Genomic DNA, 20,588 nt, shown 5'->3' on the forward strand with positions numbered 1-20,588 from the left:
AGGGTCCGGGGCAGCGCTATTGTTTGGTGGCGGACCAGGTCCCGCCGCAGCCGTCGGAGCGGCGGAACGTTCCCGAACCACTGCGGCCGGACAGGCGACCCGACCCGATCGAGGTCAAACCGTTGGCCTGGAAAACGGAGCGCGCCGCGCCGCTGGGGCTGACGAATCCGGTGAGCCCTTCGCCGATGATCCTGCCGCTCGTGATCACGACCGCGCCGGAGCCGGTGCCGCCGCAACCGACTGACGTGACGACCCAGGCGCCGTCGACGCTACCGCCGCCGCCGCTCTTGCGCGCGGCGCGGCGCGGCTCGTCCGCTTCCGGCTTGCTGCGCCGGGCCGGTCGATCGGTCTCGACTGAGCGCGGCGCAGCGCGCGAGCCGGACAGCGACTTCTCGTCATTGCCGATGCTGCCGCCCGAACTGCCGGACTGCGCAAGCGCGGCCGTTGAGCCGAGGGCGGAAAGCAGCAACGCGGAGAACAGGAGCGACCGAGGTATCGAGTGAAACATGCTTGTCATTCAAACTGGTCCAAAATGATCGTCAGCAAATTCAGTGTCCGGCGCCGTCGGCGCAGACGGCATCGATAATGCGACAGGATTTCCCGGCCTTGCCACACTCGTCAAGTGCGGCGGTCCTGGCGCGATCGAGCGTGTCGCGCTGGATCAATGACCAGGACTTGCTCGAGATTGCGAACGCGCCGCAGCGCGAGCCGTAGAATGAAAGCTCGAGGGTGCATTTGGCGCCGCCGCATTTGGCGCGCGCATCGTCGACCGCGGCGCGCCGTGACGCATGCTTCCAGGAGATGCCCCATTTGTCGATGTCGGGGCCGTAGACGATCGATCCCCAGGGCTGCAGATCCTCCATCTTGCGCAGCCGTGTCAGCACGCCCTCGGTCGCTTCGCCGGTCGGCGTCATCGCGACCTTCTCCTGGAATTTGCTGATCGCCGCGCGCATGCCGTTCTTGCCGTCGATCGGCTCGGGATCGAAATTGTGCTCATAGAGCCGGTCGCTCAATTCACGCAGCAGAGCCGGATCCCTGATCTGAATGCGGTCGGGATCGGGCCGCAGCGTGCCCGGCGATTGCGGTTCGGGCTGCGGCGCGACCGCAACCTTCTGCTCGGCCGCGGCCGCCGGCGGCACGAAATAGAAGGTCCCGTCGATCGGCGACGACGAGACCCAGGGCTGCTGCGATCCGCCGGTCGCGCGCTTCACGGCAAGGCCGACCTGGTTGAAGGTCTGGAAGATGTCGAGCCCGGCGAGCTTGATCGTGGAGGCCAGTGCCCTGGTGTGGGGGCTGTGGCCGTCGGTGCCGTCCTGCGCAACGTTGCCGGGCTGCGTGGCGTAGGAAATCAGCGTGCCCTCGGGCGCGCGCATTTGCGCCAGGCCGCCGTCGGCGGCGCGCAGGCCGCGTCCGCCGAACGGATTGTTCCGGCAGGCATCGAGGATCACCATGTTGAGCCGCGTGCCGGAGCCCTGCATCTGCCTCAGCACCAGGTTGACGTCGAGCATCTGGAAATCGACGTCAGCCTCGCGCGTGGCGTTGGCGTTGACCGGCACCAGGTAGTTCGCGCCGGACACCTGAACGCCATGACCGGCGTAATAGAACAGCGCGACGTCGGCGCCCTGCACCTGCCGGCCGAAGCTCTGGACGGCGATGTCCATGCCTGGCTTGTCGAGATCGAGCTGGGCGCGGCCGCCGATCAGGGTGAAGCCGAGGCTTGCCAGCGTCTCGGACATCAGCGTGGCATCGCTGCGGGGATTATCGAGCCGGGTGACGTTTTGGTAGGCGGAATTGCCGATCACCAGCGCGACGCGCTTCTCGGTGGCCGCCTGCGCCACGCCGATCAATGCCTGCCACAGCAGCGCCAGCAGCGCTGCTGCTGCCAGGATCCTGCCTTGCACAGCCCCGTGCATCCCCGTGATCCTCTCAGCCTCGCTGGCAGACTACCAGCGGGCGCGGGAGGACAAAAGCAGCAGTCCGGCCGGCCGGGCGCGACCAATTGCGCTCAGTGACATCGCACAGGGAGTACCCCGCCGGGGGCTTGCGCGGCGGCGGGGCGTCTTCGTTAAGCGCGCATGGTCTTTTCGGAAAACCGCTTCACACTTTTCCGGATCATGCGTTAATTCTTCAGGACGATGCGTCCCACGACCTTGCCGGCGCGCAGTTCGTCGATCCATTTCTGGACGTCGGCCATCGGCTCTTCCTTCATCGGCGTCGGCTTGATCTTGCCGGCACGCGCAAGCGCCATCAGCTCCTGGCCTTCGGCCAGCGTGCCCACCATGAAGCCTTCGATGGTCATGCGCTTGTAGACCCACTGCACCATCGGCAGCGTGAACTGGCCGCCCATCAGGCCCGAGACCACGATCTTGCCGCCGCGCGCCACCGTGGAGACCGCAAACGCCATCGACTTCTCGTTGCCGGCAAAGTCGACGACACCGTCGAAGCCGCCGTCGCTTTCCTTCAGCATGCGCTTGACGACATCGGGCTCCGCCGGGTCGTACGCCGCTGCGGCACCATTCTTCAGCGCGGTCTCGCGCGCCGCGGGACTGAGATCGGCGACCGTGATCTTTTGCTTGAACATCGCCTGCGCGAACGACAGGCCCATCATGCCGACGCCGCCAAGCCCGATCAGCAGCAAATTGCGCTGGCGCGGGCGATCGACCAGGCGCTTCAGCGCGCCGTAGGCGGTGACGCCTGAGCACATCAGCGTGGCGGCCTGGTTGACCGGCAGCGGATCGTAATCGAGCAGGTATTTTGCGTCGGGCACCAGCACGTGGGTGGCGAAGCCGCCGTCGATCGAGACGCCGAGGAAGCGCTGCTTGACGCAGAGGTTCTCGTCGCCGGCGAGGCAGTCGCGGCACTGGCCGCAGCCGATCCAGGGGAAGACCGCCTTCTTCGATCCGACCAGATCCTTCGGCGCATCGGGGCCGACCTCGTCGACGACGCCGGCGATCTCATGACCGAGCGTGAAAGGCAGGGTCATGCCGCGGGTGGTGTCGAGCTTCTTGCCGCCGCCGAGATCGGCGTAACCGTCCTGGATGTGGAGATCGGAATGGCACAGGCCGCAGCGCTCGATGCGCACCAGCACCTCGCGCCCTTGCGGCTTCGGTGTGTCGACGATGGTTTCGCACAGCGGTGCATCGAATTTGACGAGGGATTGGCGAACCATACGCGCCATTACGTTTTCTCCTGATGTTCTATTTTGTGGACCGTATATCGGCCAATTCCCGAGCCATGGCAACAAAGCCCGCGACCGGAATGGTTTCGGCGCGCCGCGTCGCATCGACCTGGGCTGCGGCGGCAAGCCGCGCCGGATCGGCCGACAGCGATTTCAGACTCTGTCGTAGCATCTTGCGGCGCTGGCCGAAGGCGGCGGCCGCCACCTGCTCGAGCATGCGGCGGTCGCACGGTTCGGGCGCGGCGCGCGGTATCAATCGTACCACCGAGGAGGTGACCTTCGGTTGCGGCACGAACGCTGCGGGCGAAATGTCGAACAGGATCTTGGTTTCGGCGCGCCAATTTGCGAGCACCGCGAGCCGGCCATACGCCTCCTCATCCTCATGGGCGACGATGCGCTCGGCGACCTCGCGCTGGAACATCAGCACCATGGTGTCGTACCAGGGCGGCCACGGCTCGATCGACAGCCAGTCGACCAGGAGCTGGGTTGCGATGTTGTAGGGCAGGTTGGCTATGATCTTGGCCTTGCCGCCATCAAGCAGGGGACGTGGATCGAAATCTTGCGCATCGCCATGCACGATCTCGATGCGGCCGGGATAGCGCTTGACGATGTAGTCGAGCGCAACAAGCGCGCGCTCGTCGCGCTCGATCGCGATCACGCGCTTGGCGCCGAGTGCAAGCAGTGCGCGTGTCAATCCGCCGGGACCGGGCCCGACCTCGATCACGGTGCAGTCTTCCAGCGGACCCGCGGCGCGGGCAATCCGCGCGGTGAGATTGAGATCGAGCAGGAAATTCTGGCCGAGAGATTTGCGCGCCGACAGCGAATGCTCGCGAATGACGTCGCGCAGCGGTGGCAGATCGTCGATCGCGCTCACGTCGTGCGCGCGGCCGCCATGCGCGCGGCGAGCCGGAGCGCAGCGATCAGGCTCGAGGGATTGGCCTTGCCGGTGCCGGCGATATCGAACGCGGTGCCGTGGTCGGGCGACGTCCGGATGAAGGGCAGTCCCAGCGTGACGTTGACGGCGTCCTCGAACGCGACGGTCTTGATCGGGATCAGCGCCTGGTCGTGATACATGCAGATCGCGCAGTCATAGGTTTTTCGCGCGGCGGCGTGGAACATGGTGTCGGCCGGCAGCGGGCCGCGGACGGCGATGCCGTCGCGGCGCAGGATCTCGACGGCGGGCGCGACGATCTCGACGTCCTCCATGCCGAGCGTGCCGTCTTCGCCGGCATGCGGATTGAGGCCGGCGATGGCAAGCCGCGGTGCCGCGAGGCCGAACCGCGCCTTCATGTCCGCGACCACGATCCGCGCCGTCGACACGATCAGATCGGTCGACAATTGCGCCAGCGCCTCGCGGACCGAAACGTGGATCGTCACCGGGACGACGGCGAGTGCCGTCGACCACAGCATCATCACCGGCTGCGGTGCGCGCCCGCTGCGGGCGGCAAGCTCGGCGAGGAATTCGGTATGGCCGGGATGACGGAAGCCGGCGCGGTACAGCACGTTCTTGGCGATCGGATTGGTGACGACGGCGCCGGCCTTGCCGGACGCGACATCGGCGACGGCCTGACGGATCGAGGCCAGCGCGGCGGCGGCGCTGCTGTCGTCCGGCTTGCCCGGTCGCGCCGTCGCCGCCTTGCCGGTCGCAACGACGGGCAGGGCGCGGGCAAACGCCGCGGACGCCTCCTCGGCGCTGACCTCGGCAAACTCGACGGCAAGCCCGAGCGTCCTGGCGCGTTCGGCAAGGGAGGCGCGGTCGCCGAGCAGGTAGAACGGCGGCAGATCGAGTTCGCGGCGGCGCAGCCACGCTGCGAGCGTGATGTCGGGGCCGATGCCTGCGGGCTCGCCGGATGTCAGTGCGAGAGGTTGAGCCATGCGTCAACGATAGTCGATCATCGCCCGCCTGGGTATTCGATCATCGCGGCTTTTCGGACTTCCTGCAGATAGGCCTTCGACTTCGCCTCGTACTTCTGCACGTACATCTTGTCCCGCACCTCACGCTTCTTCGGCGTGTCCACGGTGGTTGCCTTCCTGCCGCAGAGCGCGACCATTTCGATGCCCTGCTTGGTGACTTCAGGAGGGGTGAGGTGGCCGACCGGGGTCTTGTCCAGAATGTCGCGCAGCGCCTGCGGCAGGTCGGCCGAGGTCTTCACGACGATTTCGCGGATCGCGGCGTTGCGCATCGACTTGAAGGAGGTGTTGGCCTCCTCGCAAGAGGTCACGCGCTCGCGCAGGCTCTCCGCTTCCTTGCGGCGGCCCTCGAACTCCGACTGCGGCGCGCCGCGGGGGATGATCAGGACGACCGGCTGCATCCTGTATTCGAACGCTTCGGCGTCGGTGGCTTCTCCGGTCTCCTTGACCGCGTTGGCCACGTCCTTTTCGCCGACCTGCAGGCTTTCCTTGAAGCGGCCGCGGACCAGGCTGGTCCAGACCATGTCGGCCCTGATGCGCTGTTTCAGCGTATCCGGGCGGATGCCCTTGCTCTCCAGCACCTTGGTGAGCTGATCGTTCGAAAGCCGCATCCGCTGCGCCATTCCGCCGTACGACTGTTCGATATCGTTGGCGGAGGGATCGACGCCAAATTTCTTGGCTTCCTTGATCTTCAGCTTCTCATCGATCAGATCGTCGAGGACGGCCTTTCGATCGGGGGCCTTGCCGCCGGTGAGGGCGTTCAGCTTGGCGCGCATCTCGATGTCGTAATTGGTGATGGGTTCGCCATTGACCATCACGGCGATGGTCTGGGCGTGCAATCGCGCAGCGCCTCCCAGCAGGAGGGCAAGCGCCAGCACGGAACTCAACAACAGGGAATGGCGGCGCGTCGGCGGGCTAGCAGTCGTCATTATTGTCATGTCAGCCGTTTAAACCAATTCAAGCTGGAGCCACAGGCCCCCGGGCAATTCAAGCCCCTTGCCAAGCCCTTCGCCAGTACCCTCGCTCGCTACTGCACGCCAGCCGAACTGCTGGTCGTGGAGGTTTGCGCGATCGTCCGCAGGCCGATCTGGAACATGAACGCGTGGCTGAGGACGGGCGGCGTCGAGCCCGCCTGATAGGTATAGGAAGTGACATAGTTGGCCGCCAGCACGAAGCAGTCGTCCACATAGCCCGCGCCGAACGCATACTGGTTGATTTTGTTCGCTTCAAGGTCCCAGCGGGCCGCGCCCTGAACCACCCAGTTCGACGCCACCTTGACTGATCCACTGGTGAGAATGCCTTCGCGGCGCGTCAGGTAGCCGAGTTCCGGCTGCGCTGCATAATCGCCGTACGTGACGGCGACTGACCAGCGGTCGAAATTCGCGCTTGCCGTGGCCTCGAACCGGTTGATGTTCCAGGTTGCCTCGTCCATCCGCGAGCGCACGCTGAACGTATAGGTGCGGTTCGGCGAATAGGCGACGCTTGCGACATAATCCGAGCGCGGGTTCTGCAAGCCGGAGTCGACGCCGGTGTTGGTCATATCGGTGACCGCGAACGAATTCAGCCCGAACATCTGGTAGGACTGCCCGAACATCGTCTTGACGCTGCCGCCGCGATCGAACTGCGTGGTGGCCTGCACGCCGACATTGGCGCGGCTGCCGCCCTCGACGCGGTCGTAGCCGGAGAACTTGTCGACCGCGAACAGGTTGCTGGTGTCGAACACCAGGCTCTGTGCATCCTCGTTCGGCAGCTTGCCGGCATCAGGCTCGTTGGGCCGGATGATGACCTGCGCAATCGGCTCGACGGTGGTCGTGCCCCACGGCTGCACATTGATGAACGGGTAGCGGTATTCGAAGCCGACGGTCGGCATCACGCGGACCGTCTGGGTGTCGCCGACCGGCAGGAAGTTGGAAACGCCCGGCTGGTTCGAGACGTCGGCGTTGATGGCGTCGGCGCGGATGCTGGCGAACGGCGTCCAGATCTGGCCGAGCGGGTCGGTGTAGGACTTGCGCCACTGCGCCTCGGCCGTCAGCCTGGTGTAGGTGCCCGGCATGCCGCGCAGCAGGCACTGCGACGGCGTCCGGGCCAGCGGATCGGCGGACGTCAAACTGCACAGGCCAGCGGTGTTGGCGATCGTCGTGATCGGATCGAACACCGCGGTTTCGCGGGTCAGGTTGACGAAGTTCATCTTGTAGCTGACTTCGCCACCCAGGACCGGGCTGTTGATCACGTTGTTGTAGTCGATGACAGGGGCGACCACGGGCACCTGGTTCTGGTTGCCCGAGTAGCTGAGGTAGTAGATCGCGCGCGCGTCAAAGTAGCTGCGGTTGCCGACACCGGTCAGATAGAGCTGCGAGATCGCCTCGGTGGGCAGCGACAGGAACGATCCGAACGGGTCCTTGTACTGGGCGAGCCGGTAGTCGGACATGAAGAAGTAGTCGGACAGCACCACGCCGTCCCAGCCCCAGACCCATTTGTCGTTCAGCGCGAACTGGCCCTTGGTGTCGACGCCCCAGCGGAATTGGCGATCGCCGGGCTGGCCGGTAAAGGCGCCTTGATCGAGCTGGTCGATGCCATATAGCCGGACCTGATAGGAGCCGCTCGACAGACGCTGGCGGAATTCGCTCTGGAACAGCACGCCCTGCCGCGACGTGATGCGCGGATTGAAGGTGGCGTCCATGTCAGGCGCGATCGCCCAATAATAGGGGATTTCGACGCCGTAGCCGAAGGCCGTGTACGAGGTGAAGCCCGGCATCAGGAAGCCGCTCTTGCGCTTCACGGTCGGATCGGGCGTCGAGAAAAAGGGCAGATACGCCATCGGAACGCCGAAGAACTCGATCTGGGCGTTCTCGAAATAGAGCATCTTCTCGGTCTGGTCATGGATGATGCGCGCGCCCTTGACCTGCCAGAGCGGCGGCTTCTTCGGGTCATCCTTACAGGGCGCGCAGGCGGTATAAACGCCGTTGTCGAACACCGTGTAATTGCCGCTGGACCGATCGGCGCGGGTCGCCGCCATCCGGGTCTGGTCTTCAGTATCGACGCGCAGCGAATCGACGAAACCGTCGCGGTAGTCGTCGCTGAGATCCATGATGTTGGCGTAGGTGATCTTGCCTTCCGCATCGGTCATGCGGATGTTGCCTTCGGCATGAAGACGCTTGGTCTTCTGGTCGTAGATGACCTTGTCGGCCTCCACGCTGGTGCCGTTGTAGAACATCTGCACGTTGCCGACGGCCGAGATGCGGCTGTTGTTGTAGTCGTAATCGACCTCGGTCGCCTGAACGAGCATCTGCCCGTCGTTCTTGGCCGGCGGGCGGGTCGGCTTCGGCGGACGCGGGTTGTAGGTGAAGGACTGCGCGTGCGCCGGCGTCGCCACGACGATGTCGAGCGCGCCGACCACGATGAACGCGGCGAGGAGGGCGGAGATCGAGGCGCCAAACGCGGCCACGCGGCTCCGTTGACGGCGCAGGGCACTGCGCCGCCCGAATGCAGGCGACATCAACTGGCGGGCGGCGACGGTAGCCACTACCCGTCCTCCTGGTACAGCAAGGCTAAGAAGCCGGTGAGGCTACCCACAACGACAGGCAACCACGCCGCAGCGATGGGATGCATCAACTCAGCCTTGCTCAAATCTTCAGTTACTTTCGACAGAACGTAGAGCAGAAAGCCTGCGCCCACGCCACTCAAAACCATCTTCTGCACGCCGCCCATCCGGAAGAAACGAAGGCTCACAGAAGCCGCCAACATCACCATCGCAGCCAGCAAAAATGGCTGCGCGATGAGCTTTTGATACTGCAAGCGATAGCCCGCCGTCGCGAACCCTGAACTCTCCGACGAACGGATGTAGGTCGGCAGTTGCCAAAAGGACACAGTTTCGGGGGTCGAGAAACTGTTGCGCACCTGTGCCGGAGTAAGAGTGGTGGTCAGGTAGAAGGTGTCCTGGTCCTGCGGAGGCTTGTCGAGGGTGTATCTGCGTACGCCCTTGAACACCCAGCGCCCCTCTTCGAGCGCCGCTTCGCGAGCTTCGATTCGCTCCTTGAACTGCAGCGCAGTGTCGAATCGAAACACGGTGAGGCCGGTCAGCCGGACGCCCTGCTGCTCACTGCGGGCGGCATTGATGATCGCCTGACCCTCGTCGTTGATCTGGTTCAGCCAGAAGCCGGCCGCATCCTGGATGCCGCCGCCCGGCGCCGAGCCGAACAGCTCGGCTTCCATCCGCTTGGAGAGCTCGCGCAGATTGGCCGATACCGGATTGTAGGCCGTGGTCGCGAAGACGCCGAGCACGATCGCACTGACCAGCGCCGGCGAGATGAACTGCCAGGCCGAGACGCCGGCGGCGCGCGCCACCACGAGCTCGAGCCGCCGCGACAAAGCGAGATAGCAGGTCATCGCGCCGATCAGCACGCAGAACGGCATCAGCTTCTCGAGCAGTTGCGGCACGCGAAACAGCGAGGTCTCCGCGACCGTGATCGCGGAGGCCCCGACGAGGCCCGACGTCTTGCGGACCATCTCGATATAATCGACCAGCACGAGCAGCACGAAGATGCCCGCGAACACGCCCACCGCCGCGACGACGAAGCGGCCGGCGAAGTAACGCCCGAGCGTGTTTGTCACTATGCTCATGCGGTTGCCGGCCTCCGGAAGAGGCGCGCAATGCGCTCGTTGTTCCTGTTGATCGCTTCCATCAGCGCCGCTGGCGGCTCGACGACTACACCGCCGACGATCATCCAGATGCCGATGCCGATGCCGCCGAACAGCATCAGATACTGCACGAGCGCCGCCAGCGGCGTCTTCACCGCCACGACCGAGCAGGCGAATCCGACCATGCGCAGCCCGAACACCGCGAACACCGAGCCGCCGATCGAGAAATTGCGGCTTTGGCGCGTGGTGCGCGGCGCGCCGAGGAAGGCAAAGGTGAGGGCAGCGAATGCGAACGGATAGATCGGCGCCATGAAGCGATCATGCAGCTCGGCGAAGAACTGGCCCGACAGCTGTTGATAGGTCTGATCGTTCTCGTCGGGCCACATCAGTTCCCAGAGGTAACGTTCGCGAATCCCGAGCGTGACGTCGCGGCCCTGCGAGAATTTCGACATGTCGAAGGCGTAGCGCTGAAACACCACCAGCGTCGGATCGCGCTTGCCGACTTCGAATCGCTCGAGATTGCCGTCCTCCAGCACGAGATACGAGCCGCTCTCGTTCTTCAGCACGGTGCCGTGGTCGGCAACGATGGTGACGCGCTGCTGCGGATCGCGGCGGTCGTCGACGAAGACGCCGCCGAGCACGCCGCCGGGCAGGCGCTCGCGGATCCGAATCGTCAGATTCTGGTCGAGTTGGGCGAAGCGGCCGGGCTGCAGGATGTTGGTCAGCACGTCGGCGGTGATCTCGGCATCCCACTGCTTGATTCGGCGCATGCCGTCGGGGGCGAGATAGGCGCCGATGAAGGCGACCAGCGCCGCGACAACGCAGGTGGCAAAGAAGAACGGCCGGAACAGCCGGAATGGCGAGAAGCCCGCCGCGTTCATCACGATGATTTCGGAATCGGTCGCGAGCTTGTTCAGCGTGTGGGAGATCGCGATCATCAGCGCGATCGGGGCGATGATCAGGACCAGGGCCGGGATCACGAGACCGGTGATGCCGAGGAAGGTCAGGATGGTCTGACCCTGGCTCGTCATCAGGTCGATGCCGCGCAACGCCTGCGTAATCCAGATCACGCCGGTGAGGCTGACCAGGACAAGCGCAAACGACGCCAGCGTCGTTTTGAAAATGTACTTGTCGATCGACCCCATCGCTACCGCACGACCCCCACGACCCCCTTCGCACGCCAAAACGCACGGCTTTCGACCAATCCCGTCAACCCGGGTTCCCCTTTGGTCGAGCCGCGGATCCGTCCGGCTCACACTCTGACTACCATCCCTTTGATCCATCAACAAAATGGCCGCGCCAAGGCACGCTTAATTTATGGCTAATTATTCGCTTTTGTGACCTTCCGGCCACGCCGGCGCTTGGCAGCAGCGCGGCCGACAGGCCATAGTGTGTCACAAGCCCGGTCCGGGGCATTCCGGACCGCTATCGCAATGCTCACCCCGCGTGCCCGAAGGACCGTCTCAGGTCCGAGCAACACCCTGAGTTCTGGAGGATTTTCCTATGTCCGACGCCGTCAAGGTCGGCTTTGTCCCATTCTCCGCGTCTGCTCGCGGCATTCTGGTGGTCTTTTGCGACGAGCAGTTGAAGCTGGGAGCCGCCACCCGGAAGGCGCTGGGAGCTGCCGCCGAGACGGTGAAGCGGGCCGCGGCCGCCAACCAGTTCAAGGGCAAGAGCGGGGCAACGCTCGACATCCTGGCGCCAGAGGGAATCAAGATCGAGCGGCTGATCGTGATCGGCACCGGCAAGCCGGCCGACCTCAAGGAGAAGGATTTTCTCAAATTCGGCGGTGTGGCGACCGGCAAGCTCAACGCCGGCAGCGCTGCGATGACCGTCTTCGCCGAACTGCCCGATGCCGCGATGGCGGCTGGCCAGGCGGCGGCGATCGCCACCGGCATCCGCCTGCGCGCCTACAAGTTCGACCGCTACAAGACCAGGAGGAAGGACGAGGACGGCGCCGTGCGGGCCGATGTCTCGATCGCGGTCGACGATGTTGCTGCCGCCAGGAAGGCCTTCGCGCCTGAAGCCTCCATTGTCGACGGCGTGAACCTGGCGCGTGAGCTCGTCAACGAGCCGCCGAACGTACTGTACCCCGAAGAGTTCGCGCGTCGAGCAAGCCAGCTTCGCAAGCTCGGCGTCAGTGTCGAGGTCCTCGACGTCAAGGCGATGACCAAGCTCGGCATGGGCGCGCTGCTCGGCGTTGGGCAGGGCTCGGCGCGGCCAAGTCGTACCGTGATCATGCGCTGGAACGGCGGCAAGAAGAGCGAGGCGCCGGTCGCGTTCGTCGGCAAGGGCGTCTGCTTCGACACCGGCGGCATCTCAATCAAGTCGGCCGGCGGCATGGAGGATATGAAGGGTGACATGGGCGGCGCAGCCTGCGTGGTCGGGCTGATGCACGCGCTCGCGGCGCGCAAGGCCCGCGTCAATGCGGTCGGCGCCATCGGCCTCGTCGAGAACATGCCCGACGGCAACGCGCAGCGTCCCGGCGACATCGTCACCTCGATGTCGGGCCAGACCATCGAAATCATCAACACCGACGCCGAGGGCCGCCTCGTGCTCGCCGACGTGCTCTGGTACGTCGCCAGGAAGTTCAAGCCGAAATTCATGGTCGATCTCGCAACGCTGACCGGCGCGATCATGGTCGCGCTCGGCACCGACCACGCCGGCATGTTCTCCAACAATGACGAACTCGCCGAGCGGCTGGCCAAGGTCGGTATCGAGACCGGCGAGAAGGTGTGGCGCATGCCGCTCGGTCCCGAATACGACAAGCAGATCGACTCGCAATTCGCCGACATGAAGAACACCGGCGGACGCAATGGCGGCTCGATCACGGCCGCGCAATTCCTGCAGCGTTTCGTCGACGGCACGCCCTGGGCCCATCTCGACATCGCCGGCACCGCGATGGGGGCGCCGAAGACCGAGACCAATCAGAGCTGGGGGTCGGGTTATGGCGTCCGGCTGCTCGAGCGGCTGGTCTCCGAGTATTATGAGGCCAAGAAATAAAGTGTCAGCCGCCGCATGACCGAGGTTCTGTTCTACCATCTGCAGAACATGACGCTGGAAAGCGTGCTGCCGCCGCTGCTCGAGAAGTCGCTCGAGCGCGGCTGGCGCGTGGTCGTGCAATCGACCTCGCAGGAGCGCGCCGAGACGCTCGACGCGCATCTGTGGACCTACAGCGACGATTCATTTCTGCCGCACGCGACCTCGCGCGTCGCCGACGCGCAGGACCAGCCGATCATCCTGTCGATCGAGGAGGGCAACCCGAACCGGGCCAATGTCCGTTTCCTGGTCGACAATGCGGCGCTCCCGGCCGACTGCGACAGCTACGAGCGGGTGGTGCTCGTGTTCAACGGTGATGACCCCGACGCGCTGGCTTCGGCCAGGGAAAGCTGGACCGCTTGCAAAGCTCGCGGCTTCGAGGTCACCTATTGGCAGACCGATGAGCGGGGGCGCTGGCAACGCCGCCAATAGCGATAACAACCAATTAATGATAATTCGAGGTTTCCTTCGGGGTTTCCTGGGGCGGGTCACGGTCATGCCGCAAAGTGATGTTCGGACAAGCCCTTAGGTAAAGGGGTCAGGAGCCTTGTCGATCGTGCGAGACGGAACATTCAGTCGGAAGTCGCTGCTGGCCTTGCTGGTGCTTGCGCCGGGTCTTGCCGGCTGCTCGAGCGCATCCGACATTTTTTCGCGCGACGCGGACTGGTTTTCGCGTCCCGGACGGGTGTTCATCCGCAACATCTCGATCGAATCGCCGCCGCTGACGCCCGACAAGCCGGTGACCAACGACGATCTCGTCACTGCTGACGGAGGCTGTCCGGGCATGGCGCCGCCGGCCGGTGCCGCCGGTGCGAACGCGTTGGCCGACGGGGCTGCTGCGGCACCGCCGCCGCAGCCGTCGGGCGGCAGCGTCGCGCTGGGTCACACCGAATGCGACGTCGTGCGTGGCATCGGTGCCCCCGACAATGTGAACTTGTCGAGCGGGCCGGGCGGCGAGCGCGTCGCCGTCGTGACCTGGTCGCGCGGCGCGCGCGCCGGTATCTATACGTTCAACTCAGGGCGTCTGACGTCGGTCGAGCGTGGCCCGGATCCCGCGCCGGAGCCGAAGGCAGTCAAGCCGAAGAAGAAAAAGACCGCGCACGGCTAGCGCGGTTCGCCGGATCGGCAGGCGCTGTGGTCCGGCCGAAACGGCCCTGATGTTTCATCAAAATCTAGCTCGCGGCCTCGTCAAGTTCGGCGCTGGCTTCCAGCCACTCTTCCTCGGCGCGTTGCAAAGCGCTTTCCGCGCCGGCGCGCGCCTTGGTCAGCTGTGCGGCCTGTTTGGGATCGCGCGTGAAAATATCGGGCAGCGCCAGCGCGGTATCGATCTTGGCAATGATGCCGTTGATGCGCTCGATCTCGGCCTCGGCCTGCGCGATCCGTTGCCTCGGCGAAGAGCGCTTGTCATTGCGGTTGCGTTCGGGCCTCGCCGGCTCCTTGACGCGCTCACGTGATGCCGGCCGGCCGTCATTGGCCGACAGGATCATGCGGCGGTATTCGTCGAGATCGCCGTCATAGGTGGTCACGGTCTGGTTGGCCACGACCCACAATCGGTCGGCGCAGGCCTCGATCAGATAGCGATCGTGAGAGACCATCATGACGGCGCCGGGGAAGTCGTTGATCGCTTCCGCCAGCGCGGCGCGGCTGTCGATATCGAGATGGTTGGTCGGCTCGTCCAGGATGATCATGTTCGGGCCGTAAAACGTCGCAAGCCCAAGCAGCAGCCGCGCCTTCTCGCCGCCCGACAGGCTCCTCACCAGCGTGTCGCCGGCCTTGCCTGAGAAACCGATCGCGCCGACGCGGCCGCGCACCTTGCTCTCCGGCGCTTCGGGCATCAGCTTGCGGATGTGATCATAGGGCGAGCCGTCGAGATTGAGCTCGTCGACCTGATGCTGGGCGAAATAGCCGACCGACAGCTTGTCCGCTTTTGTGATCCTCCCCGAGAACGGCGCGAGCTTGCCCGCCAGCAGTTTGACCAGCGTCGACTTGCCGTTGCCGTTGGAGCCGAGCAGCGCGATGCGGTCATCGGTGTCGACGCGCAGCGTCACGCGGTTGAGCACCGGCTTGCCGGGCTCGTAGCCGACCGAGACGTCATCGACCGCAATGATCGGCGGCGACAGCAGCTTCTCCGGCGCCGGAAACGAGATCTCGCGAACATCCTGGGTCACCAGCGCGGTGATCGGCTTCATCCGCTCCAGCATCTTGACGCGCGACTGCGCCTGCCGCGCCTTGGAGGCCTTGGCCTTGAAGCGGTCGACGAAATCCTGCAGGCGCTTGCGCTCGTCGGCCTGCCGCTTGGCGTGCTTGGCGTCGAGCAATTCGCGCGAGGCGCGCTGCTCCTCGAACGAGGAATAGGTGCCCTTGTAGAGCGTCAGCTTGCCGCGATCGAGGTGCAGGATCTGATCGACCGAGGTGTCCAGCAGATCGCGGTCGTGGCTGATCACGATCACGGTGCGCGGATAGGTGGCGAGGTGGTTCTCCAGCCACAACGTGCCTTCGAGATCGAGATAGTTGGTCGGTTCGTCCAGCAGCAGCAGATCGGGCGCGGAGAACAGCGTCGCCGCCAGCGCCACGCGCATGCGCCAGCCGCCGGAAAATTCCGCGCATGGCCGTGCCTGGTCGGCGGTCGAGAAGCCGAGGCCGGAGAGGATCGCCGCGGCGCGGGCGGGAGCCGAATGGGCGTCGATGTCGACCAGCCGGGTCTGGATATCGGCAATCCGATGCGGATCGTGCGCAGTCTCCGCCTCGCGCAGCAGTGCGTCGCGTTCGAGATCGGCCTTCAGCACGACATTGATCAGGCTTTCGGGGCCGTCGGGCGCCTCTTGCGCGAGGCTGCCGATCCGCCAGCGCGGCGGCAGCGCGATGCCGCCGCTCTCGACCGGAAGGTCACCGCGGATGGCATGAAACAGCGTCGACTTGCCGACGCCGTTGCGGCCGACAAATCCGACCCGCGCGCCGGGCACAATTTGCACAGAACTGTGATCAATCAACAGCCGTCCGGCGATCCGGACCGAGATGTCAGTGATGGAGAGCATGCAGCGTTGTCACCGGACGCGCTGCCAAACGCAACCCATCTGTTCGTAAAATCTCTTCGTAAAGTCTCTTGGGGGAGCTGTTGGAAAAGCGCAACTGGGCTGCTGGACAGCCCCCAACATCTAATGCTGATCGTTTTCCCGTCGACGCATCTCGTCGAGCAATCGCTGCAGGCGGGACGAAAGCGCCGGCTCCGGCCGGATATTCTGCTGAAGCCGTTCGCCCACGGCATCGCAGATGTAACGGCAGGTCTTGTGATCGATCTGATCGGGATCGTTGTCGATCTGGGTCATTGTCATGGCACGTCTTTCGGCGAGTTCCACCTCGCGTGTTCGAGTAAATCCTTGTCATGACAAGTCGCGACCCCGAATTTGGTTTCCCGCCCCCTTGCTCTCGCCTGGAAGTAGTGCGGCCCGTCACAGGGCGGCGGGTTCCCGTAGACGTGAAAAAAGCCCCGGCGCAGGGCCGGGGCGAGGCAAGTCAGGGAGCATAGGGGAAGTCGGTCAGATCAGTAGCAGCGGTTGACCAGGCGCCAGCGCGGTCCCCAAGGCGTCGGCACCACGCGGCGGACATAGCAGCCGCCACCGTAGCCATAACCACCGTAGTAGGCGGGACCTCCGACGATGACGCGCGGTCCGCCCCACCAGCCGTGGTGCCATCCACCGTGCCCGCCGCCATGCCAACCACCCCAGGCGGAAGCGGAGGTCGGGGCGAGCGCCGCGGCACCGAGCGAAACCGCGGCGACTGCGGCAAGCGAAATTTTGCGTAACATGATCGTCTCCTCGAGGTATGGGCGCGTGATGCGCCCGCGGTGACATCGTTTCCCGAGACGTCCTGTGAGGCTTGCGGGTGGGCCGGCAAGGCGTCCGATCGATGGAGAGCCTAGGCGGGGTGAGCTGAACGACAGCGGCACGACGCTGACAGAATGGGTTCACCTAGGTGAAATCGCGGTAAGTCGGCCGAACCTGCGTCCGCCCGGGGACCGCGCAGATGACGGTTTTCGTTGCGAAAATGCGTCAAAACTAAAGGCTAACGCGTCACAGGGTCGCTTGCCGTCACCCCATCGCGCCGATATAAGCCCCGGCAACTCCCAGCCACCGTTTACAAGGACGAAATCATGGCGATTGAACGCACCTTTTCGATCATCAAGCCCGACGCCACCGAGCGCAACCTGACCGGCGCGGTCAATGCAGTGATCGAAAAGGCGGGCCTGCGGGTCGTGGCGCAGAAGCGCATCCGCATGACCCGCGGCCAGGCCGAGACCTTCTACGCCGTTCACAAGGCGCGCCCGTTCTTCGGCGAGCTGGTCGACTTCATGACCTCGGGCCCGGTGGTGGTTCAGGTGCTGGAAGGCGAGGGCGCGATCCCCAGATATCGCGACGTGATGGGCGCGACCGATCCGTCGAAGGCCGCCGAGGGCACCATCCGCAAGCTCTATGCGAAGTCGATCGGCGAGAATTCGGTGCACGGTTCGGATGCGCCGGAGACCGCGGTGATCGAGATCGCGCAATTCTTTGCCGGCAACGAGATCGTCGGCTAACGCCGTCCAACTGAAGGGGCACGGTCCTCTGACGGGACCGTGTCGAACTAAACCGGGGAGCGGCGGACGACCGCCGCCAGGGGCGGCCGCAAGGCCGAATAGGACTCGCTGTGGACTGGCTGTGGCAGATCTTTGATCCCGCGTACATCGGCGCGTTCTTCACCCAGTTCAAGAACGAGATGGCGACGCCGACCTTCTGGGTCGCCGTCGGCAAGATCATCTGGATCAACGTTCTGCTGTCGGGCGACAACGCGCTCGTGATCGCGCTCGCCTGCCGCGGGCTCGCGCCGCGCCAGCGGCTGTGGGGCATGATTCTCGGCGCCGCCGCGGCGGTGCTGCTGCGCGTCATCTTCACCGGCATCGTCGCCAGCCTGATGGAGCTTCCCTATCTGAAGCTGGTCGGCGGACTGGCGCTGATCGTGATCGCCGCCAAGCTCCTGGTGCCGGAGCAGGAGGACGAGGACAGCGTGCATGCGGCCTCGCATCTGTGGGCCGCGGTTCAGATCGTTGTCGTCGCCGACATCGTGATGAGCCTCGACAATGTGATCGCGGTGGCCGCCGCCGCCAACGGCAGCGTTCCGCTGCTGGTGCTCGGACTTGCGATCAGCGTTCCCCTGATCGTGGCCGGCGCGGCGCTGATCATGGCGCTGCTCAACAAGCTGCCGGTCCTGGTCTGGGCCGGTGCCGCGCTGCTCGGCTGGATCGCGGGCGACGTCATCGCGACCGATCCGGCGGTACATCCGAAGCTGGATGCGCTGTTCGCCGGATCGCTCGGCGCCAAGCTCGATTCCTGGCTGGCCGCAGTCGGGATGTCGCCGCAATTCGGCCATGGCGGCAACGGCGGCGAGATCACGCTCGCGGTGCTCGGCATCGTCGTGGTGCTGGTCGCGGGATCGCTCTGGCGCCGCCACGCTGTCCGGAAGGCCAAGCACGCCGCCAAGGCGGCGTGACGGGCAGAGGCCGTAGAGCGATCGCTTGGTCCGGTCCTCGACGTGAGGGATATAATCCACGCGGAAGAACTCTAGCGGCGGATGGGTCAGACCCTTGGCGTTGCCATTGGTGATCCCTGATTCGTAACGACACATCGCTGATATCGGATCTGCCCTTAATTCCGCCCGAACTGCATGCGATGCTTCTGGACAGTCCGTTCCTGCGGCTCGCGGCGACGCCCGCGGCATCAAAAGATGACCCGACATCTGGGCCGCCAATCATAACGTCATCCACACCTGCGATGAGTGGAAGAGTTACCTTGCACGGCTGTTTACCCTGACCGATCGCAACCGCGACGGGCATCTCGATCCATCCGAATTCACACTAATCGGCTGGGCTGCAGGGCGAAATGAAAGCTGAAAGCACTGATCAGAAGGCACCGAATGCCGGGCGCCGCTGCTGATGTGGATTTCAGCAGATGGGCCGCCGCGGTGTTTATTTTCAGCACTGTGCCAACCAGGAGACAGTTAGTGCTGCAATCCGATATAGCGGCGAGGCGACGCTTTCAGCTCATCCTGGTCAAGCCGTCTCACTACGATGATGACGGATACGTGATCCGATGGTGGCGCGCCATGACGCCGTCGAATTCGCTGGCGGCCGTGTATGGCATTGCGGCGGATTGCGCCGAACGCCGGGTGCTCGGGCCCGATGTCGATTTTGATATTGAAGCCATCGACGAGACCAATACGCGCATCGACATCCCGGCGCTCCTGAGCCGCTTCAGGAGTCACGGCGATTTCGGATGTGTGGCCCTGATCGGCGTTCAATCGAACCAATATCCGCGCGCCCTCGACATCGCCCGTTCGTTCCGGGCAGCCGGGATTGCCGTCGCCATCGGTGGTTTTCATGTCTCGGGTTGCCTGTCGATGCTGGATGGCCGCGCCGTGGAACTCGACGCTTGCCGGGAGATGGGCGTCGCCATATTCGCGGGTGAAGCCGAAGGGCGTCTTGAATCCGTCATTGCCGACGTAGCTGCTGGACGCCTCGCGCCGCTCTACAACTACATGAAAGAGTTGCCGGGCATGGACGGCGTGCCGGTGCCGTTCCTCCCGAAGCGATATATCGAACGGACGCTTGGCTCCAGCGCCAGTTTCGATGCCGGCCGCGGCTGCCCCTACCAGTGCTCGTTCTGTACCATTATCAACGTGCAGGGCCGCAAATCGCGCTACCGATCGGCCGACGATGTGGAGCACATCGTGCGCCTCAACTGGGCCCAAGGCATTCGAAAATTCTTCATCACCGACGATAACTTTGCGCGCAACAAAGAGTGGGAATCGACCTTCGATCGCCTCATCCAGCTCCGCGAAATGGACGGCATCCCGCTCGGCCTGATGATCCAGGTCGACACGCTATGCCACAAGATCCCCAACTTCATGGAAAAGGCAAAACGCGCCGGAGTAACAAAGGTCTTCATTGGACTTGAAAACATCAACCCCGACAATCTTGCGCTAGCGAAGAAGCGGCAGAACAAGATCACCGAGTATCGAAAGATGCTGCTGGCCTGGAAGGAGCAGGGCATCTTGACCATCGCGGGCTATATCCTGGGCTTTCCAGCCGACACGCCGGAGACAATCAAACGCGACATCGCCATCATCCAGGAAGAACTGCCGATCGACCTTCTCGAGTTCTTTTGTCTGACGCCGCTGCCCGGCTCCGAAGATCACCAGACGCTCTGGAAAAACGGCACAGCCATGGAAGCGGACCTCAACAGCTACGATGTCGAACACGTCTGTACGGCCCATCCCAAGATGAGCAAGCAAGAGTGGCAGGACATCTATCACGAGGCCTGGCAGCTCTATTATACGCCCAAGCACATGAAGGTTCTGCTGCGACGCGCCGCGGCCACCGGCGTTCCGATCGGCAATCTCGCAAAGTACCTACTCACTTTTTCGACGACGGATCGCCTCGAAAAGGTACATCCCCTTCAGGGTGGGATTTTCCGCCTCAAGCATCCGTCCGAGCGGCGACCCGGCTTGCCGCGCGAGAACTCCTGGCTGTTCTGGCTGCGCTTTGGCTGGGAGACGCTCGTGAAGCACAGCGTCCTCACCGTGGCGATCGGGCGGTTGTTGATTTGGAAAACGGTCATCGCCTGCACCCCGGGGGCCAGCAACTATCTTGACCGCGCGCTCACGCCGGTCAGCGACGACGGTGATGAGACGCTCGACCTTCTCACCAAGACGGCGGGCGCCCGCGCTGCGGTCGCTCATTTCAAGAGAATCGCCGGACTGACGGGCACCCAAGTCGCTTGATGCAAGGCCC

At 64.4% G+C, this 20,588-nt stretch carries 18 protein-coding genes; 6 read left to right on the top strand and 12 right to left on the bottom strand.

What is annotated here, in order from left to right; translation table 11 throughout:
- Positions 1–16 precede the first annotated feature (16 nt).
- The 9 genes from V5279_RS19925 to lptF all read right to left on the bottom strand — a co-directional run bounded on the left by V5279_RS19925 (position 17) and on the right by lptF (position 10,872).
- On the bottom strand, positions 17–508 hold the full coding sequence (locus V5279_RS19925) for a hypothetical protein (RefSeq protein ID WP_338701301.1): 492 nt from the start codon (positions 506–508) through the stop codon (positions 17–19).
- Positions 509–548: 40 nt separating this feature from the next.
- Entirely contained in the window at positions 549–1,913 is a 1,365-nt protein-coding gene (locus V5279_RS19930; RefSeq protein ID WP_338700240.1) for a caspase family protein, read from the bottom strand.
- Between the two features lie 206 nt (positions 1,914–2,119).
- Positions 2,120–3,178, bottom strand: coding sequence for an alcohol dehydrogenase (locus V5279_RS19935; protein ID WP_338700242.1), 1,059 nt, complete (start codon positions 3,176–3,178; stop codon positions 2,120–2,122).
- A gap of 19 nt (positions 3,179–3,197) precedes the next feature.
- On the bottom strand, positions 3,198–4,052 hold the full coding sequence (gene rsmA / locus V5279_RS19940; RefSeq protein ID WP_338700244.1) for a 16S rRNA (adenine(1518)-N(6)/adenine(1519)-N(6))-dimethyltransferase RsmA: 855 nt from the start codon (positions 4,050–4,052) through the stop codon (positions 3,198–3,200).
- The gene (gene pdxA, locus V5279_RS19945) at positions 4,049–5,053 is read right to left on the bottom strand and encodes a 4-hydroxythreonine-4-phosphate dehydrogenase PdxA (protein WP_338700246.1); all 1,005 of its coding nucleotides are present in this window, start codon (positions 5,051–5,053) and stop codon (positions 4,049–4,051) included. The genes rsmA and pdxA overlap by 4 nt, the downstream gene beginning before the upstream one ends.
- A 17-nt stretch (positions 5,054–5,070) precedes the next feature.
- Entirely contained in the window at positions 5,071–6,018 is a 948-nt protein-coding gene (locus V5279_RS19950; protein WP_166296194.1) for a SurA N-terminal domain-containing protein, read from the bottom strand.
- Positions 6,019–6,116: 98 nt separating this feature from the next.
- Entirely contained in the window at positions 6,117–8,585 is a 2,469-nt protein-coding gene (locus V5279_RS19955; protein WP_338701303.1) for an LPS-assembly protein LptD, read from the bottom strand.
- Between the two features lie 26 nt (positions 8,586–8,611).
- Entirely contained in the window at positions 8,612–9,709 is a 1,098-nt protein-coding gene (lptG, locus tag V5279_RS19960; protein WP_029082294.1) for an LPS export ABC transporter permease LptG, read from the bottom strand.
- Entirely contained in the window at positions 9,706–10,872 is a 1,167-nt protein-coding gene (gene lptF / locus V5279_RS19965; protein WP_166296191.1) for an LPS export ABC transporter permease LptF, read from the bottom strand. The genes lptG and lptF overlap by 4 nt, the downstream gene beginning before the upstream one ends.
- A gap of 358 nt (positions 10,873–11,230) precedes the next feature.
- On the opposite strand from lptF, the gene V5279_RS19970 reads away from it, so the two are divergent.
- The 3 genes from V5279_RS19970 to V5279_RS19980 all read left to right on the top strand — a co-directional run bounded on the left by V5279_RS19970 (position 11,231) and on the right by V5279_RS19980 (position 13,874).
- Positions 11,231–12,730, top strand: coding sequence for a leucyl aminopeptidase (locus V5279_RS19970; protein ID WP_338700252.1), 1,500 nt, complete (start codon positions 11,231–11,233; stop codon positions 12,728–12,730).
- A 15-nt stretch (positions 12,731–12,745) separates the two neighbouring features.
- Positions 12,746–13,198 (top strand): DNA polymerase III subunit chi, encoded by a 453-nt coding sequence (locus V5279_RS19975; protein ID WP_166204542.1) that lies wholly within the window; start codon positions 12,746–12,748, stop codon positions 13,196–13,198.
- A 115-nt stretch (positions 13,199–13,313) separates the two neighbouring features.
- Positions 13,314–13,874, top strand: coding sequence for a hypothetical protein (locus V5279_RS19980; protein ID WP_338700256.1), 561 nt, complete (start codon positions 13,314–13,316; stop codon positions 13,872–13,874).
- Between the two features lie 64 nt (positions 13,875–13,938).
- On the opposite strand, the gene V5279_RS19985 is transcribed toward V5279_RS19980, so the two are convergent.
- From V5279_RS19985 to V5279_RS19995, 3 genes are all read right to left on the bottom strand, one after another.
- Entirely contained in the window at positions 13,939–15,801 is a 1,863-nt protein-coding gene (locus V5279_RS19985) for an ABC-F family ATP-binding cassette domain-containing protein (RefSeq protein WP_338700258.1), read from the bottom strand.
- Between the two features lie 120 nt (positions 15,802–15,921).
- The gene (locus V5279_RS19990; protein WP_338700260.1) at positions 15,922–16,092 is read right to left on the bottom strand and encodes a hypothetical protein; all 171 of its coding nucleotides are present in this window, start codon (positions 16,090–16,092) and stop codon (positions 15,922–15,924) included.
- A 215-nt stretch (positions 16,093–16,307) separates the two neighbouring features.
- On the bottom strand, positions 16,308–16,571 hold the full coding sequence (locus V5279_RS19995) for a sulfur globule protein precursor (RefSeq protein WP_166296182.1): 264 nt from the start codon (positions 16,569–16,571) through the stop codon (positions 16,308–16,310).
- A gap of 345 nt (positions 16,572–16,916) precedes the next feature.
- Between V5279_RS19995 and ndk the strand changes: the two genes are divergently transcribed.
- The 3 genes from ndk to V5279_RS20010 all read left to right on the top strand — a co-directional run bounded on the left by ndk (position 16,917) and on the right by V5279_RS20010 (position 20,578).
- Positions 16,917–17,339, top strand: a complete 423-nt coding sequence (gene ndk, locus V5279_RS20000) for a nucleoside-diphosphate kinase (RefSeq protein ID WP_166296180.1) — start codon at positions 16,917–16,919, stop codon at positions 17,337–17,339.
- Positions 17,340–17,449: 110 nt separating this feature from the next.
- Positions 17,450–18,289, top strand: a complete 840-nt coding sequence (locus V5279_RS20005) for a TerC family protein (protein ID WP_166296177.1) — start codon at positions 17,450–17,452, stop codon at positions 18,287–18,289.
- Positions 18,290–18,712: 423 nt separating this feature from the next.
- Positions 18,713–20,578, top strand: coding sequence for a radical SAM protein (locus V5279_RS20010; RefSeq protein ID WP_338700266.1), 1,866 nt, complete (start codon positions 18,713–18,715; stop codon positions 20,576–20,578).
- Positions 20,579–20,588: the final 10 nt, after the last annotated feature.

Source organism: Bradyrhizobium sp. 26S5 (assembly GCF_036923295.1).
GTDB classification, from domain to species: Bacteria; Pseudomonadota; Alphaproteobacteria; order Rhizobiales; family Xanthobacteraceae; genus Bradyrhizobium; species Bradyrhizobium septentrionale.

Coding starts and splice junctions, on each gene's coding strand:
- V5279_RS19950 (WP_166296194.1), bottom strand. CDS start 6,018: ATGACGACTGCTAGCCCGCCGACGCGCCGCCATTCCCTGTTGTTGAGT.
- V5279_RS19935 (WP_338700242.1), bottom strand. CDS start 3,178: ATGGCGCGTATGGTTCGCCAATCCCTCGTCAAATTCGATGCACCGCTG.
- V5279_RS19975 (WP_166204542.1), top strand. CDS start 12,746: ATGACCGAGGTTCTGTTCTACCATCTGCAGAACATGACGCTGGAAAGC.
- V5279_RS19985 (WP_338700258.1), bottom strand. CDS start 15,801: ATGCTCTCCATCACTGACATCTCGGTCCGGATCGCCGGACGGCTGTTG.
- pdxA (WP_338700246.1), bottom strand. CDS start 5,053: ATGGCTCAACCTCTCGCACTGACATCCGGCGAGCCCGCAGGCATCGGC.
- ndk (WP_166296180.1), top strand. CDS start 16,917: ATGGCGATTGAACGCACCTTTTCGATCATCAAGCCCGACGCCACCGAG.
- V5279_RS19955 (WP_338701303.1), bottom strand. CDS start 8,585: ATGTCGCCTGCATTCGGGCGGCGCAGTGCCCTGCGCCGTCAACGGAGC.
- lptG (WP_029082294.1), bottom strand. CDS start 9,709: ATGAGCATAGTGACAAACACGCTCGGGCGTTACTTCGCCGGCCGCTTC.
- lptF (WP_166296191.1), bottom strand. CDS start 10,872: ATGGGGTCGATCGACAAGTACATTTTCAAAACGACGCTGGCGTCGTTT.
- V5279_RS19970 (WP_338700252.1), top strand. CDS start 11,231: ATGTCCGACGCCGTCAAGGTCGGCTTTGTCCCATTCTCCGCGTCTGCT.
- V5279_RS19995 (WP_166296182.1), bottom strand. CDS start 16,571: ATGTTACGCAAAATTTCGCTTGCCGCAGTCGCCGCGGTTTCGCTCGGT.
- V5279_RS19990 (WP_338700260.1), bottom strand. CDS start 16,092: ATGACCCAGATCGACAACGATCCCGATCAGATCGATCACAAGACCTGC.
- V5279_RS19925 (WP_338701301.1), bottom strand. CDS start 508: ATGTTTCACTCGATACCTCGGTCGCTCCTGTTCTCCGCGTTGCTGCTT.
- V5279_RS19930 (WP_338700240.1), bottom strand. CDS start 1,913: ATGCACGGGGCTGTGCAAGGCAGGATCCTGGCAGCAGCAGCGCTGCTG.
- V5279_RS20010 (WP_338700266.1), top strand. CDS start 18,713: ATGCCGGGCGCCGCTGCTGATGTGGATTTCAGCAGATGGGCCGCCGCG.